15 protein-coding genes and 1 riboswitch are annotated in these 15,123 nt (G+C 69.8%); of the genes, 10 read left to right on the forward strand and 5 right to left on the reverse strand.

All coding sequences use genetic code 11. The annotated features are described in order from the left end of the window. Positions 1–72 precede the first annotated feature (72 nt). The 10 genes from rpsB to AB0M63_RS36600 all read left to right on the forward strand — a co-directional run bounded on the left by rpsB (position 73) and on the right by AB0M63_RS36600 (position 10,497). Positions 73–1,029 (forward strand): 30S ribosomal protein S2, encoded by a 957-nt coding sequence (gene rpsB, locus AB0M63_RS36555; protein WP_355919267.1) that lies wholly within the window; start codon positions 73–75, stop codon positions 1,027–1,029. A gap of 175 nt (positions 1,030–1,204) precedes the next feature. Further along, positions 1,205–2,041 carry a translation elongation factor Ts gene (gene tsf, locus AB0M63_RS36560; RefSeq protein ID WP_355919269.1) on the forward strand — a complete coding sequence of 279 codons (837 nt, stop codon included), beginning with the start codon at positions 1,205–1,207 and terminating at the stop codon, positions 2,039–2,041. A 172-nt stretch (positions 2,042–2,213) separates the two neighbouring features. Then, the gene (gene pyrH, locus AB0M63_RS36565) at positions 2,214–2,972 is read left to right on the forward strand and encodes a UMP kinase (RefSeq protein WP_355919272.1); all 759 of its coding nucleotides are present in this window, start codon (positions 2,214–2,216) and stop codon (positions 2,970–2,972) included. 130 nt (positions 2,973–3,102) lie between these two features. Further along, the gene (gene frr / locus AB0M63_RS36570; RefSeq protein WP_355919275.1) at positions 3,103–3,660 is read left to right on the forward strand and encodes a ribosome recycling factor; all 558 of its coding nucleotides are present in this window, start codon (positions 3,103–3,105) and stop codon (positions 3,658–3,660) included. Next, positions 3,660–4,853 carry a phosphatidate cytidylyltransferase gene (locus tag AB0M63_RS36575; protein ID WP_366022380.1) on the forward strand — a complete coding sequence of 398 codons (1,194 nt, stop codon included), beginning with the start codon at positions 3,660–3,662 and terminating at the stop codon, positions 4,851–4,853. Before frr ends, AB0M63_RS36575 begins: the two co-directional genes overlap by 1 nt. Before the next feature lie 127 nt (positions 4,854–4,980). After that, positions 4,981–5,427 carry an SRPBCC family protein gene (locus AB0M63_RS36580; protein WP_366022382.1) on the forward strand — a complete coding sequence of 149 codons (447 nt, stop codon included), beginning with the start codon at positions 4,981–4,983 and terminating at the stop codon, positions 5,425–5,427. Positions 5,428–5,483: 56 nt separating this feature from the next. Further along, positions 5,484–6,590, forward strand: a complete 1,107-nt coding sequence (gene rlmN, locus AB0M63_RS36585; RefSeq protein ID WP_355919284.1) for a 23S rRNA (adenine(2503)-C(2))-methyltransferase RlmN — start codon at positions 5,484–5,486, stop codon at positions 6,588–6,590. A 31-nt stretch (positions 6,591–6,621) separates the two neighbouring features. Beyond that, positions 6,622–6,728, forward strand: a riboswitch (TPP riboswitch). Beyond that, positions 6,725–7,801: a thiamine ABC transporter substrate-binding protein gene (locus AB0M63_RS36590; protein ID WP_355919287.1), complete on the forward strand. Its 1,077-nt coding sequence runs from the start codon at positions 6,725–6,727 to the stop codon at positions 7,799–7,801. It overlaps the preceding riboswitch by 4 nt. 47 nt (positions 7,802–7,848) lie before the next feature. Continuing rightward, entirely contained in the window at positions 7,849–9,450 is a 1,602-nt protein-coding gene (locus tag AB0M63_RS36595; protein ID WP_366022383.1) for an iron ABC transporter permease, read from the forward strand. Then, positions 9,451–10,497: an ABC transporter ATP-binding protein gene (locus tag AB0M63_RS36600; RefSeq protein WP_366022384.1), complete on the forward strand. Its 1,047-nt coding sequence runs from the start codon at positions 9,451–9,453 to the stop codon at positions 10,495–10,497. It abuts the gene before it with no gap. Between the two features lie 55 nt (positions 10,498–10,552). Here AB0M63_RS36600 and AB0M63_RS36605 read toward each other — a convergent pair whose 3' ends face one another. From AB0M63_RS36605 to AB0M63_RS36625, 5 genes are all read right to left on the reverse strand, one after another. Then, positions 10,553–11,233: an LAETG motif-containing sortase-dependent surface protein gene (locus AB0M63_RS36605; protein ID WP_366022386.1), complete on the reverse strand. Its 681-nt coding sequence runs from the start codon at positions 11,231–11,233 to the stop codon at positions 10,553–10,555. 160 nt (positions 11,234–11,393) lie between these two features. After that, complete coding sequence (locus AB0M63_RS36610; protein ID WP_355919299.1) at positions 11,394–12,515, reverse strand: LOG family protein; 1,122 nt, start codon at positions 12,513–12,515, stop codon at positions 11,394–11,396. Between the two features lie 25 nt (positions 12,516–12,540). Then, positions 12,541–12,948, reverse strand: a complete 408-nt coding sequence (locus AB0M63_RS36615; protein WP_355919302.1) for a VOC family protein — start codon at positions 12,946–12,948, stop codon at positions 12,541–12,543. Positions 12,949–13,009: 61 nt separating this feature from the next. Further along, positions 13,010–14,347 (reverse strand): hypothetical protein, encoded by a 1,338-nt coding sequence (locus AB0M63_RS36620; RefSeq protein WP_366022388.1) that lies wholly within the window; start codon positions 14,345–14,347, stop codon positions 13,010–13,012. Then, entirely contained in the window at positions 14,329–15,069 is a 741-nt protein-coding gene (locus AB0M63_RS36625; RefSeq protein WP_355919308.1) for an ATP-binding cassette domain-containing protein, read from the reverse strand. The genes AB0M63_RS36620 and AB0M63_RS36625 overlap by 19 nt, the downstream gene beginning before the upstream one ends. Between the last annotated feature and the right edge of the window lie 54 nt (positions 15,070–15,123).

Raw genomic sequence — 15,123 nt, forward strand, 5'->3', positions numbered from 1 at the left:
CGCACGTGGGCGTCAGGCGCGAGTGCCGTCCCGGCACCCGCGGCACAACCGAGAAAATCAAGGAGAACGGCCATGGCCGTCGTCACGATGCGGGAGCTGCTGGAAAGCGGCGTCCACTTCGGTCACCAGACCCGTCGCTGGAACCCGAAGATGAAGCGCTTCATCTTCACCGAGCGCAACGGCATCTACATCATCGACCTGCTCCAGTCGCTGTCGTACATCGACCGCGCCTACGAGTTCGTCAAGGAGACCGTCGCCCACGGCGGCACGGTCATGTTCGTCGGCACGAAGAAGCAGGCGCAGGAGGCCATCGCCGAGCAGGCCACCCGCGTCGGCATGCCCTACGTCAACCAGCGCTGGCTGGGCGGCATGCTCACCAACTTCTCCACCGTCTACAAGCGTCTGCAGCGCCTCAAGGAGCTTGAGCAGATCGACTTCGAGGACGTCGCCGCGTCCGGTCTCACCAAGAAGGAGCTTCTCGTGCTCTCGCGCGAGAAGGCCAAGCTGGAGAAGACCCTCGGTGGTATCCGCGAGATGTCCAAGGTTCCCAGCGCCGTCTGGATCGTGGACACCAAGAAGGAGCACATCGCGGTCGGTGAGGCCCGGAAGCTCAACATCCCGGTCGTCGCCATCCTCGACACGAACTGCGACCCCGACGAGGTCGACTACAAGATCCCGGGCAACGACGACGCGATCCGCTCCGTCACCCTGCTCACCCGCGTGATCGCGGACGCCGTCGCCGAGGGCCTCATCAGCCGCTCCGGTGTCGCCGCCGAGGCCAAGGGTGACAAGGCCGCCGGTGAGCCGCTCGCCGCGTGGGAGCGCGACCTGCTCGAAGGCGAGAAGAAGGCCGACGAGACCCCGGCCGCCGAGGCCGAGGTCCAGACCTCCGCCGAGACCGAGAAGGTCGCCGACGCCGAGCAGGCCGAGGCTCCGGTCGCCGTCGAGGAGGCCGCTGCCGAGGCCCCCGCCGCGGAAGCTGCCGCCGAGGTCGAGGCCGCTCCGGCCGCCGAGGCCGAGCAGGCCTGACCTTCCGGGCCAAAGGGCTGAGCTGAAGTGACGGCGGGTGGTGCCGACCGCGCCACCCGCCGTTCACTCACAGCCCCTAGATCTTCGTAGCCCGTAGATCCTTGGCGGAAGCCCGCTGAACCCGCGGCCGCCGCCGACTTCGAGACTTCGAACTCCGAGAAGAGATTCACAGATCATGGCGAACTACACCGCCGCCGACGTCAAGAAGCTCCGTGAGCTGACCGGCGCCGGCATGATGGACTGCAAGAAGGCGCTGGACGAGGCCGACGGCAACGTCGAGAAGGCCGTCGAGGCGCTCCGTATCAAGGGCCAGAAGGGCGTCGCCAAGCGCGAGGGCCGCTCCGCCGAGAACGGCGCTGTGGTCTCCGTCATCGCCGACGACAACACCTCCGGTGTCCTGGTCGAGCTGAAGTGCGAGACGGACTTCGTCGCCAAGGGCGAGAAGTTCCAGGCCGTCGCCAACCAGATCGCCCAGCACGTCGCCAAGACCGCCCCGGCCGACATCGAGGCGCTGCTCGCCTCCGAGATCGAGCCCGGCAAGACGGTCCAGGCGTTCGTGGACGAGGCCAACGCGAACCTGGGCGAGAAGATCGTCCTGGACCGCTTCGCCCAGTACGCCGACGGCTACGTCTCCGCGTACATGCACCGCACGATGCCCGACCTGCCGCCGCAGATCGGTGTCCTCGTCGAGCTGGACAAGCCCAACGCCGAGGTCGCCCGCGGCGTCGCCCAGCACATCGCCGCCTTCGCGCCGAAGTACCTGGCCAAGGACGACGTGCCGACCGAGGTCGTCGAGTCCGAGCGCCGTATCGCCGAGGAGACCACCCGCGCCGAGGGCAAGCCCGAGGCCGCGATCGCCAAGATCGTCGAGGGTCGTGTCAACGGCTTCTTCAAGGACGCGACGCTGCTCGGCCAGCCGTACGCGCTCGACCCCAAGAAGTCCGTCCAGAAGGTTCTGGACGAGGCGGGTGTCACCCTGAAGCGCTTCACGCGCATCAAGGTCGGCATCTGAGTCCGTACCGCGACGGGCGCGCGACCCCTATAAGGTCGTATGCGGTTGTCTACGGCTGACGGACGACAGCGGATCTGACGAGGAGGCCATTGCCGAGCACGGGTTGCGAACGACACCCCACCGGCAGTGGCCTTCTTCGTGTGTGCGACCACGTAAAAGAGGCGAGAACGTCATGACCACCAAGCCCCAGAAGAGCGACGACGGCAAGGTACGCGGCCGGTTCATGCTGAAGCTGTCCGGAGAGGCCTTCTCCGGTGGCGGGGGCCTGGGCGTCGACCCCGACGTGGTGCACAAGATCGCCCGTGAGATCGCGGCCGTCGTACGGGACGGCGCGGAGGTCGCCGTCGTCATCGGCGGCGGCAACTTCTTCCGCGGTGCCGAACTCCAGCAGCGCGGCATGGACCGGGCCCGCTCCGACTACATGGGCATGCTCGGCACGGTGATGAACTGCCTCGCCCTCCAGGACTTCCTGGAGAAGGAGGGCATCGACAGCCGCGTCCAGACCGCCATCACCATGGGCCAGGTCGCCGAGCCGTACATCCCGCTGCGTGCTGTGCGCCACCTGGAGAAGGGCCGCGTGGTCATCTTCGGCGCCGGTATGGGCATGCCGTACTTCTCCACCGACACCACCGCCGCCCAGCGCGCCCTCGAGATCAACGCCGAGGCGCTGCTCATGGGCAAGAACGGCGTGGACGGGGTCTACGACTCCGATCCGAAGACGAACTCCGAGGCCGTCAAGTTCGACGCGCTCAGCTACGGCGAGGTCATCACCCAGGACCTCAAGGTCGCGGACATGACCGCCATCACCCTGTGCCGCGACAACAAGCTTCCGATCCTGGTCTTCGAGCTTCTGGCGGAGGGCAATATCGCCCGCGCCGTCAAGGGTGAGAAGATCGGCACGCTTGTGGGTGACCAAGGCAGCCAGGGCTGATGACCCTGACCGGGGGATGGACAATGTCCTGCCGGTCGGGAACCGTGCAGGAAGAAGACGCGACGCAGCCGGCCGCCGACGCCGACACAGCACAGCAGCCGGGCCTACTCAAGACACGCAGGAGCAAGTGGTGATCGAAGAGACCCTCCTCGAAGCCGAGGAGAAGATGGAGAAGGCCGTCGTGGTCGCCAAGGAGGACTTCGCCGCGATCCGCACCGGCCGTGCGCACCCGGCGATGTTCAACAAGATCGTGGCCGACTATTACGGCGCACTGACACCGATCAACCAGCTGGCTTCGTTCTCCGTGCCGGAGCCGCGCATGGCCGTGGTGACCCCGTTCGACAAGAGCGCGATGCGCAACATCGAGCAGGCGATCCGGGACTCGGACCTCGGCGTCAACCCGAGCAACGACGGCAACATCATCCGTGTGACGTTCCCCGAGCTCACTCAGGACCGCCGCAAGGAGTACATCAAGGTCGCCAAGACCAAGGCCGAGGACTCCAAGATCTCGATCCGCTCCATCCGCCGCAAGGCCAAGGAAGCGATCGACAAGGCGATCAAGGACGGCGACATCGGCGAGGACGAGGGCCGTCGCGCCGAGAAGGAACTCGACGACACCACGGCGAAGTACGTCGCCCAGGTGGACGAGCTCCTCAAGCACAAGGAAGCGGAGCTGCTCGAGGTCTGATGAACGACTCTTCCTGGGGTGCACCGCCACAAGCCGGGTACTGGGGGCCGTCCGACCAGGGGCCTGTCCAGGGGGCTGCCCCGGCGGGTCCCACGTACGATGCGCCTGAGGCGCAGCAGACTCGCCCCATGCCCATCGTGCCCGACGAGCCCGCATACGGCGGACACCAGGATGACGACCGGGGGGCCGCTCGGCTGAGCGGTCCCTTGTTCCGCGACGAGACACGGCAGCCGCCGTACGACACACGGCAGCCGCAGCCGTACGACCCGCCGCGGACGCAGCCCGCCGACATGCCGTACGCACAGCCCTACGGGGCGGTGCCGCAGAATCCGGAGCCCATGCCCGACGCCCCGTCACCGGTGCCCGCCCCGCAGAAGAAGAGCGCGGGCCGGGACCTCGGTGCGGCCATAGGCGTCGGGGTCGGACTCGGCGCGGTGATCATCGCGTCCCTGTTCGTCGTCAAGGCCGTGTTCATCGGCGTGATAGCGGTCGCCGTCGTCGTGGGTCTGTGGGAGCTGACCTCGCGGCTGCAGGAGCGCAAGGGCATCAAGGCGCCCCTCGTGCCCCTCGCGGTCGGCGGCGCCGCGATGGTCGTCGCCGGATACGTCCGGGGTGCCGAGGGCGCCTGGGTGGCGATGGCGCTGACCGCGCTGGCCGTCCTGGTCTGGCGGATGACGGAACCGCCGGAGGGCTACCTCAAGGACGTCACGGCGGGCGTCTTCGCGGCGTTCTACGTGCCGTTCCTGGCCACGTTCGTCGCCCTGATGCTCACCGCCGACGACGGCGCCTGGCGGGTCATGACGTTCCTGCTGCTGACCGTGGTCAGCGACACGGGCGCCTACGCCGTCGGCTGGCGTTTCGGCACCCACAAGCTCGCCCCGCGCATCAGTCCCGGAAAGACCCGCGAGGGCCTGTTCGGAGCGGTGTCCTTCGCGATGGTGGCGGGCGCGCTGTGCATGCAGTTCCTGATCGACGACGGCAGTTGGTGGCAGGGCCTCGTCCTGGGCCTCGCGGTCGCCGCCAGCGCCACGCTGGGCGACCTCGGCGAGTCCATGATCAAGCGCGACCTCGGCATCAAGGACATGGGCACGCTGCTGCCGGGCCACGGTGGCATCATGGACCGGCTGGATTCGCTGCTGCCGACGGCTCCGGTGGTGTGGCTGCTGATGGTGCTGTTCGTCGGGTCCGCCTGACGTTCGTCCGACGTCCTGCCGTACGGCATTCCGGGCGCCCCTGACCTGTACAGGACGGGGGCGCCCGGTCGTACGATTTCGGTGTAAGCCCTCGCAAGGGGGACCGCCCTGAACGAAGGAGGGCGTCATGTCCGCCTTCCATGAAGAGTTCGACGTGGACTGCCGTCCCGAGGATGCCTGGGCGTACGTCATCGACCCGTCCCACCTGCCCGAATGGCAGGAGAGCGCGGTCCTGGCCGAACAACTCGACGACCGCCCGTTCGGACTCGGCTCCCGGGTCCGCGTCACCCGGCACGTGGGCCGCCGCGACATGGCGATGACCATGGAGTGCACCGAGTTCCAGCCGCCGCGCGCCTGGACCGTGCGCGGGATCGACGGCCCCGTCAGGGGCAACTTCCGCGGTGAGATCACACCCGTCGACGACGGACGCCGTACCCACGTGACGATGGACCTCGACTTCGAGGGGCACGGCATCGGCAAGGTCCTGCTGCCCCTCGTCGTCCGCCCCCAGGTCCGCCGCGAGATGCCCCACAACGAGAAGCTCCTGAAGGAACACCTGGAGCACACCGGCTGACCGAGCCCACCGGCTGAAACGGATCACCGTAAACGATCTGCGACACTGGTACAGCCATGCCTAAGCCCGGAGAACTCACATTCGTCGCCCCCCGCGGAGCCAAGAAGCCCCCGCGGCACCTTGCCGATCTCACGCCCGCCGAGCGCAAGGAAGCCGTCGCCGCGATCGGGGAGAAGCCGTTTCGCGCCAAGCAGCTCTCGCAGCACTACTTCGCGCGGTTCGCGCACGACCCGGAGCAGTGGACCGACATCCCCGCCGGTTCGCGCGCCAAGCTCCAGGAAGCGCTGCTTCCGGAGCTGATGACCGTCGTACGGCATCTGTCGACCGACCAGGACACCACCCGCAAGACGCTGTGGCGGCTGTTCGACGGGACGCTCGTCGAGTCGGTGCTGATGCGGTACCCGGACCGGGTGACCATGTGCATCAGCTCGCAGGCGGGGTGCGGGATGAACTGCCCGTTCTGCGCGACGGGCCAGGCCGGCCTCGACCGGAACCTCTCCACCGGTGAGATCGTGCACCAGATCGTGGACGGCATGCGGGCGCTGCGCGACGGCGAGATCCCCGGCGGTCCCGCGCGGCTGTCCAACATCGTCTTCATGGGTATGGGGGAGCCGCTCGCCAACTACAAGCGGGTCGTCCAGTCCATCCGCGCCCTCACCGACCCCGAGCCGGACGGCCTCGGTCTCTCGCAGCGCGGGATCACCGTCTCGACCGTCGGACTGGTCCCGGCGATCCACCGCTTCAGCGACGAGGGCTTCAAGTGCCGCCTCGCGATCTCGCTGCACGCGCCCGACGACGAGCTGCGCGACACCCTGGTCCCCGTGAACACGCGGTGGAAGGTGCGCGAGGTCCTCGACGCCGGCTGGGAGTACGCGGCGAAGTCCGGGCGCCGGCTGTCCATCGAGTACGCCCTGATCCGCGACATCAACGACCAGGCGTGGCGTGGTGACCGGCTCGGCCGGCTCCTCAAGGGCAAGCCCGTGCACGTCAACCTGATCCCGCTGAACCCGACACCGGGCTCCAAGTGGACGGCCTCCCGCCCCGAGGACGAGAAGGCGTTCGTCGAGGCCATCGCCGCCCACGGCGTGCCGGTCACCGTCCGGGACACCCGTGGCCAGGAGATCGACGGAGCCTGCGGTCAGCTCGCTGCCACCGAGAGGTAACCTTCACCTGCACCACCTGTACGTACACCTTCATATCCGACAGGGGAGCGCGCAGCGCTGAGAGTGCGGCAATCGGGCCGCAGACCCTCTGAACCTCGCCCAGGTCATTCTGGGTAGGAAGTTCGGTCATCACCGTGAACACCAAGAAGTACTGTGCTGTCCTCGTCGGCCTCGGCCTGGTCACGCTGTCCGCGTGCGGCTCGGGGTCGGACGGGAGCGGCGGCTCCGACTCCAAGACGGTCACCCTCGTCAGCCACGACTCGTGGGCCGTCTCGAAGAGCGTCCTCAAGGACTTCGAGAAGCAGTCCGGCTACACCGTCAAGGTCCTCAAGGACGGTGACGCGGGCCAGGCCGTCAACAAGGCGATCCTGACCAAGGACAACCCGCAGGGCGACGTCTTCTTCGGCGTCGACAACACCCTGCTCTCCCGCGCCCTCGACAACGGTCTCTTCCAGTCCTACGACGCGAAGGGCGCGGATCTCGTCAAGTCCGCGTACCGCGTCGACCAGACCAAGCACCGGGTCACGCCCATCGACACCGGCGACATCTGCGTCAACTACGACAAGGCCTATTTCAGCAAGCACAAGCTGACCCCGCCGGCCTCCTTCGCCGACCTGGTCAAGCCCGCGTACAAGAACCTCCTCGTCACCGAGAACGCTGCCACCTCCTCGCCCGGCCTCGGCTTCCTGCTCGGCAGCGCCGCGCAGTACGGCGACGACGGCTGGCAGGCGTACTGGAAGAAGCTGAAGGCCAACGGCGTGAAGGTGGTCGACGGCTGGGAGCAGGCCTACGACCAGGAGTTCTCCGGTTCCGCCGGTGGCAAGAAGGCGGGCGGCGACCGGCCCCTCGTCGTCTCGTACGCCTCCTCGCCGCCCGCCGAGGTCATCTACGGCGACCCGAAGCCGACGACCGCGCCCACCGGGGTGTCGTACGGCACCTGTTTCCGGCAGACCGAGTACGCGGGACTGCTCAGCAACGCGAAGAACACCAAGGGCGGCAAGGCCTTCATCGACTTCCTGCTCACCAAGGAGTTCCAGGAGGACATGCCGCTCAACATGTTCGTCTACCCGGTGATCGACGGCGCCACGGTGCCGCAGGAGTTCGTGAAGTACGGCCGTCAGGCCCCGGACCCCGAGACCATGGCGCCCGCGAAGATCGCCGCCGACCGGGACCAGTGGGTCAAGTCGTGGACCTCGCTCGTACTGAAGTAGCCCCGCGGCGGAAGATCCGCAAAGGGAACGCGACGCGGCTCGGGCTCATGGCCGTGCCCGTCGCGTTCTTCGCGGTGTTCTTCGCCTACCCCGTCGCCTCGATCGTCGCGCGCGGTCTCAAGGTGGACGGCGCCTGGCAGTTGGGCCGCATCGGGGACGTGCTCGCGCAGTCCGACATCCGGCACGTGCTGTGGTTCACCACCTGGCAGGCGCTCGCCTCCACCGCGCTCACGCTGCTGATCGCGCTCCCCGGAGCTTATGTCTTCGCGCGCTTCGACTTCCCGGGCCGGCATGTGCTGCGGGCCGTCGTGACGGTCCCCTTCGTGCTGCCCACGGTCGTCGTCGGTACGGCGTTCCTCGCCCTCGTCGGCCGGGGCGGACTCCTCGACGACCTGTGGGGCGTACGCCTCGACACCACCGTCTGGGCCATCCTGCTCGCGCACGTCTTCTTCAACTACGCGGTCGTCGTACGGACGGTGGGCGGCCTCTGGGCCCAGCTCGACCCCCGTCAGGAGGAGGCCGCGCGCATGCTCGGCGCCTCCCGGCTCCGGGCCTGGCGGCAGGTGACACTGCCCGCGCTCGGGCCCGCCGTGGCCGCCGCCGCGTTGATGGTCTTCCTCTTCACGTTCACGTCCTTCGGTGTCGTGCAGATCCTCGGCGGCCCGACCTTCTCCACCCTCGAAGTGGAGATCTACCGCCAGACCTCGGAGGTCTTCGACCTCTCCACGGCGGCCGTGCTGACGATCGTCCAGTTCGTCGCGGTGGGCGCCATCCTCGCCGTCCACGCCCGGACGGTACGGCGCCGGGAGACGGCCCTACGGCTGGTGGACCCGTCGGTGACCGCACGGCGCCCGCGCGGGGCGGGCCAGTGGGCGCTGCTCGCCGGGGTCCTCGCCTCCGTGCTCCTGCTGCTCGTGCTGCCGCTCGCCGTGCTGGTCCAACGCTCGCTGGACACAGCGGACTTCGGCTTCTACCGGGCGCTGACCCACGACGACGGCGGCACCTTCCTGGTCCCGCCGATCGCCGCGATCGGCAACTCGCTGGAGTACGCCGTCGCCGCCACCGCCATCGCCGTCGTGATTGGCGGTCTCGCCGCCGCGGCCCTGACCCGGCGCGATGCCGGGCGGCTGGTGCGGGGCTTCGACGCGCTGCTGATGCTGCCGCTCGGGGTGTCGGCGGTGACGGTCGGTTTCGGCTTCCTGATCTCGCTCGACAAACCCCCGGTGGATCTGCGGAGTTCATGGATCCTGGTGCCGTTGGCGCAGGCGCTGGTCGGCGTCCCCTTCGTCGTACGGACGATGCTGCCCGTGTTGCGGGCGGTGGACGGGCGGCTGCGGGAGGCGGCGGCCGTGCTCGGGGCGTCGCCGTGGCGGGTGTGGCGCGAGGTCGATCTGCCGCTGGTGCGGCGGGCGTTGCTGATCGCCGCCGGGTTCGCGTTCGCGGTGTCGCTCGGCGAGTTCGGGGCGACCGTGTTCATCGCGCGGCCCGACAACCCGACCCTGCCGGTCGCGGTGGCCCGGTTGCTGTCCCGGCCGGGTGATCTCAACTACGGCCAGGCGATGGCCCTTTCGACGATTCTGATGCTCGTGTGCGCGGTGGCCCTGCTGGTCCTTGAGCGGCTGCGCACCGACCGGACGGGGGAGTTCTAGATGCCACCGAGCGTGACGACGGAGCTGCTGCTGAGCCTTGAGGGCGCGACCGTACGGTTCGGCGGCCGGCCCGTGCTGGACGCCGTCGATCTCGATGTCGCCGAGCACGAGATCGTGTGCGTCCTCGGACCCAGCGGCAGCGGCAAGTCGACGCTGCTGCGGGCGGTGGCCGGGCTGCAACCCCTGGACTCCGGGCGGGTGTTGCTCGACGGACGCGACCAGGCCGGGGTGCCCGCGCACAAGCGGGGAGTGGGCCTGATGTTCCAGGACCATCAGCTCTTCCCGCAGCGGGACGTGGCCGGCAATGTCGCCTTCGGGCTGCGTATGCACGGGACGTCGAAGGCCCAACAGGACGATCGGGTGGGCGAGTTGCTCGAACTCGTCGGACTGCCGGGGGCCGCCCGCCGGGCCGTCGCGGGGCTGTCCGGCGGTGAGCAGCAGCGGGTGGCGCTCGCCCGGGCGCTCGCACCCCGGCCGCGGCTCCTCATGCTCGACGAACCGCTCGGCCAGCTCGATCGCTCACTGCGGGAGCGGCTGGTCGTCGAACTCCGTGAGCTGTTCGGGACGTTGGGCACGACCGTGCTCGCGGTCACGCACGACCAGGGTGAGGCGTTCGCGCTCGCCGACCGGGTGGTGGTGATGCGGGACGGGCGGATCGCCCAGTCCGGTACGCCACTTGAGGTCTGGCAGCACCCGGCCGACGAGTTCGTGGCCCGCTTCCTGGGCTTCGACAACGTGGTCCCGGCGACCGTGGCCGGAGAGGCCGCCGACACCCCGTGGGGCAAGGTGCCGGTCCCCGAGGACGCCCCCCAGGGCCCGCGCACGCTCCTCGTACGCCCTGCCGGGGTCCGTCTGGTCCCCGCCGACGCGGGCCTGCGCTGCACGGTCGCCGCCCGCACCTTCCGGGGCACCCATGTCGCCGTACAACTCCAGCCGGAGGACGCCCCGCGCCTGGAGGCGGCCTGCGCGCTGCGGGAGGCACCGGAGGTCGGGGGCACGGTCGGGGTGGAGTTCGACGCGGCCGAGATCGTCGTACTCGGCGGCTAGAAGACATGCGTGTGGCCCGCCCCCACGAACCGGGCGGGCCACAACAACGGGTGGATCAGCGGCCTGCCGTACCGCGGCGACGCATGCCGAAGTAGACGGCTCCGCCGCCCACGACGACGAACGCGCCCGCGATACCGGCGATCATGCCGGTGTTGGAGTTGGCACCGGTCTCGGCGAGGTTCGAGTCACCGGCCGCGGGAGACGGCGCGTTGTCCGTCGTCGTCGCGGGGGCGGTGCTGCTGCTCTCCGTGGCCGACGGGGTCGGGGTGTCGGACTCGGCCGGAGTGGAGGCGGTCTGCGACGGGGTCGGAGAGGCCTCCGTCGGGGTCGGGCTGGGCGACTCCGTCTGGCAGGCCTTGGACGGGGTGGTCAGGTTCGGCGAGATGTTCTTGTTGAGGCCGTTGGTGGCCGTGACGTGCACGCGGTACGTGGCGTTCGGCTGCCAGTCCTCGGCGAAGGAGATGGTGACGCCCTCTTTGGAGCCCTTGACCGTCTGGGCCTCGCCGATCTGCTTCGCGTCGGCGCCGTTGTTCTCCAGGAACACCGTGACGGTCGCCTCGGTGGCCGAGGCGTCCTTGTCGGTGACGGTGATGACACCGTTGGTGCCGTCGCAGGTGGCTTCGGCGGAGAACTCACCGATGTTGCAAGCGAGCGCGTTGCCCGCGAATCCCAGCGCGAGAGCGGCCGAGGCGGACGCGACACCGAGGATGCGTACGGAACGTCGAGATATGGACACGTTTGCCCTTCACGGGATGTGCAACTGCGGGGGGTTTAGGGGGAGATGAAGCAGCGTTGAGGTGAGGCACCATCACCCCCAGGAGTCTCACTGGTGTATAAGCCTCGCGTAAGCAGTGTCAATGCAAATGCGGTGTACAGCAGTTGCCTTTACCGGCACTTTAATCAGCGAGACGTTTCAGCGCCTCGGGAGCCTCCTCGATCCGGTCAACGAGGGCGATACGGCTCTCCATCGACCGTTCCCGGGCAAGTGCACGCAGCAGCGGCCACGTCGGCAGCCGCTCCGTCCAGTGCTCCCGGTCCACCAGAACCATCGGAGTGGGCTCGCCGCGCGACTCGTAGTAGTTCGGCGTCGCGTTGTCGAAGATCTCCTGTACGGTCCCGGCCGCGCCCGGCAGAAACACCACACCCGCGTTCGAGCGGGCCAACAGGCCGTCCTCGCGGGTGGCGTTGGCGAAGTACTTGGCGATGTGCGAGGCGAAGGCGTTCGGCGGCTCATGGCCGTAGAACCACGTGGGGATGCCGATCGAGTGGTTGCCCTTGGGCCAGCGGGTGCGGACCTCGAAGGAGCACTGTGCCCAGTCGGTGATCGAGGGGCTGAACGACGGTGAGGCGGCGAGGAGTTCGCACGCCTTCTCCAGCATGGCGTCCTCGTACGGCGCCGCGTACGCGCCCAGGTTCGCCGCCTCCATCGCGCCGGGGCCGCCGCCGGTCGCCACCGTGAATCCGGCGCGGCTCAACTCGCGGCCCAGGCGCGCGGCACCGGCGTAGGCCTCCGTCCCGCGCGCCATCGCGTGGCCGCCCATCACGCCCACCACCCGTGCCCCGCGCAGGAGTTCGTCGAGGGCGTCGGAGACGGAGTCGTCGTGGATCGCGCGCAGCATCGAGGCGTATATGTCGCCGTCCGCCTTGGTCCGCTGGAACCAGGCGTAGGCGAGCGCGTCCGGGGTCTGCTCGTATCCCTTGTCGAGGGAGGCGAACAGCTCGGCGGGCGTGTAGAGATGGCCGCGATAGGGGTCGAACGGCAGGTGCGGGACGGGCGGGAAGACCAGGGCACCGTCGGCACGGATCTTCGCGGCCGCCTCGTCGCGCATCGGGCAGCCGAGGAAGACGGCGCCCGCGGCGCTCGTGGTGAGCAACTCCCGCGTACGGTCCGTCAGATCGACGGCCTGGACGCGGTATCCGGCGAGGGTGCCGCGGGCCGAGACGGTCGCGTCGAAGTCCTCGACCGTCTCGATCTCGCGTTCGTCGTGGTGGGCCGCATGGGCCGGGCTCGTCTGCACGCGCCCATGCTAGGCACCCGGTGCGTCAGCCCTGGACCGCCGCCGGGTCCATCCACACGACCTCCCAGGAGTGGCCGTCGAGGTCCTCGAAGGAACGGCCGTACATGAAGCCCTGGTCCTGGACGTCGTCGTTGGCGGTGCCGCCCGCCGCGACCGCCTTGTTCACCAGCTCGTCGACCTTCTCGCGGCTCTCGGCGCTCAGACAGACCAGCACCTCGCTGGTCTTCGTGGAGTCCGCGATCTCCTTCTTCGTGAAGTCGGAGTAGCGCTGCTTGCTGAGGAACATCGCGATGATGGTGTCGCTGATGACGACACAGGCGCAGTCGTCCGTGCTGAATTGCGGGTTGATCGTGTAGCCCAGCTCCGTGAAGAACTTCTTCGACGCGTCGACGTCGTTGGTGGCCAGGTTCACGAAGATCATCTGCTGGTACATGCGAGTCTCTCCCATCGGGGTGCGTGCAGTTCGGTGGGTAGACCGGAGGTCGGCGAGAAACTCATCGGCCGGCCAGCGGCAGTGCCGCCAGCTCGGCCACGAACAGGGTCAGCGGGAGGAACAGGGCGAGCAGCGCGCCCGCGCGCAGGGCCGCCGCGCTGCGCAGCATGGTGGCGGGGGCGCCGAGGCGGAGCAGCGCGGCCGTGGTGTCGGCGCGGGCGTGCTTGGCCTCCAGGGCCGCGGTGAGCAGGGTCGCCACCGTGCAGCCGGTGACCAGGAGTCCGCCGAGGGTGGTCAGCGGGCCGAAGGACGGGGCGTTCGGGTCGTAGAGCGCCGTCATCGCGAACGCGCCGGACGCCACCGCGCAGACCACGCCCAGCGGACGTCCGATGCGGGTCGCCTCCTCCATCAGCACCCGCCCGGCCAGCAGCCGCAGTGCGCCCGGGCTGACGGACTGGAGCAGCCGGCCGCACAGGTGCGTGAGCCCGGGGCCGGCCAGCGCCAGCCCGATCGCGGTCAGCACCCAGCCCGCCAGGACGCTCGCGGGCCCGTCGGCGAGACCGCCGGGCAGGGACAGCCCGCCGCCGTCCCGCTCCCGGTTCGCGTACGCCTCCACCGCGAGCCCCGCCGCCAGCACCGCGACACCCCAGGGGAGCCCGCGAGGGGCCTCACGAGGGGCCGGGGGGCGCGAGGGGTCCGGGTCCGGTGCAGTGGTGGGCTCGGACTCTTCGACGGTCCCGTCGTCCTCCGTCGCGTCACTGCGGCCACCGCCGCGCAGGCGCGCGCCGAAACGGCCGTACGCCCCGAAGGTCTCCCGCGCGCCCGGGCGGCCGTGCGCGCCGAAGCGGCCGTACGACCTCGCCGGGCCCTTCTCGGAGGCGGGCCGGAGGTCCCGGGGCCGTAGGACGAGGGCGACCGCGACGGAGGCGGTCGCGGGTACGAGGGAGAGGAGTGTCAGCGCGGCAGGCAGGGGCAGCGGCTGGTCCGAGGCCAGGAACTCCGCCGCCGCTCCGTCGAAGGGCATGCCGGTGAGGTCGCCGCGGAGGTGGAGGAAGAAGAGCAGCGCCAGCATGGAGCCGAGGAGGCAGGCCAGCGCGGTCGTCGTCGCCGAGATGGCCATCAGGCGGCCCGGGCCGAGGCCGATCGCGGAGAGGCCGGGGCGGGGTTTCGTCGCCGGGTCGGTGCGGGCGACGGCGACCGCGAAGTAGACGGTGGCGGCCAGCGGGGTCGCGCACCAGGCCAGCCGGAGGGCCGAGGCGGCGGGGGAGTCGGGGTGGCCCATCGCGTAGCCGAGGGTGCACAGCAGCAGGAAGCCCGTGCCCGCCGAGGCCACCGCGACCAGCAGCCGGCGCAGTTGGACGGCGGGGTGCGAGCCGCGGGTCAGACGGAGAGCGAGCACGCGGCCCGGCCTTCCGTCTCGGTGACCGGGGGAAGGTGGACCGTGTTCACCCGGCGTCCGTCCAGGAGCGACACCGTACGGTCCGCGAGGGCCGCGGTCTCCGCCTCGTGGGTCGCCAGGACGACCGTGATGCCGTGCGAGCGGGCCGCCGTGGTGAGCGTGCGCAGGACGTGGGCGCGGTCCGCGCGGTACAGCGGGGCCGTCGGCTCGTCGGCGAACAGGACCGTCGGCGCCGGGGCCAGCGCACGGGCGATCGAGACCCGCTGGCGCTCCGCCTGGCGCAGCTCGTGCGGGCGTTTGCGCGCGTGCTCGCCGATGTCGAGGCGCTCCAGCCACTCCAGTGCGGCGGTCTTGGCGCGACGGCGGCTGGTGCCGCGCAGCATCAGGGGGAGGGCCGCGTTCTCCCAGACGTTCAGCTCCGGGACGAGCACCGGCGCCGGGTCGATCCAGCCGAAGCGGTCGCGGCGCAGCCGTTCCCGGGTGAGCGGGCCCATGGTGTGCACGGGCACGCTGTTGAACCAGACCTCGCCGCGGCCCGGGCGCTCCAGACCGGAGAGACATCTCAGCAGGGTCGTCTTGCCGCTGCCGCGCGGTCCGCTGACGGCGAGGATCTCGCCCTCCCGGACACCGAGCGAGACGCCGCCGAGGGCGGGCGTTCCGTCGTGGTGCTGGAAGTGCAGGGCACGTGCCCAGAGCACGTCGTTGTCCGGCGGGGCCACCATGCGCGTACACCTCGTTCAGATCCGTTTTCCCGTGCCGAATCCCCCAAGCGGGGG

The sequence above is a fragment of the Streptomyces sp. NPDC051576 genome (assembly GCF_040681835.1).
GTDB lineage: Bacteria > Actinomycetota > Actinomycetes > Streptomycetales > Streptomycetaceae > Streptomyces.

Coding starts and splice junctions, on each gene's coding strand:
- rpsB (WP_355919267.1), top strand. CDS start 73: ATGGCCGTCGTCACGATGCGGGAGCTGCTGGAAAGCGGCGTCCACTTC.
- pyrH (WP_355919272.1), top strand. CDS start 2,214: ATGACCACCAAGCCCCAGAAGAGCGACGACGGCAAGGTACGCGGCCGG.
- tsf (WP_355919269.1), top strand. CDS start 1,205: ATGGCGAACTACACCGCCGCCGACGTCAAGAAGCTCCGTGAGCTGACC.
- AB0M63_RS36625 (WP_355919308.1), bottom strand. CDS start 15,069: ATGGTGGCCCCGCCGGACAACGACGTGCTCTGGGCACGTGCCCTGCAC.
- rlmN (WP_355919284.1), top strand. CDS start 5,484: ATGCCTAAGCCCGGAGAACTCACATTCGTCGCCCCCCGCGGAGCCAAG.
- AB0M63_RS36595 (WP_366022383.1), top strand. CDS start 7,849: ATGGCCGTGCCCGTCGCGTTCTTCGCGGTGTTCTTCGCCTACCCCGTC.
- AB0M63_RS36615 (WP_355919302.1), bottom strand. CDS start 12,948: ATGTACCAGCAGATGATCTTCGTGAACCTGGCCACCAACGACGTCGAC.
- AB0M63_RS36575 (WP_366022380.1), top strand. CDS start 3,660: ATGAACGACTCTTCCTGGGGTGCACCGCCACAAGCCGGGTACTGGGGG.
- AB0M63_RS36580 (WP_366022382.1), top strand. CDS start 4,981: ATGTCCGCCTTCCATGAAGAGTTCGACGTGGACTGCCGTCCCGAGGAT.
- AB0M63_RS36600 (WP_366022384.1), top strand. CDS start 9,451: ATGCCACCGAGCGTGACGACGGAGCTGCTGCTGAGCCTTGAGGGCGCG.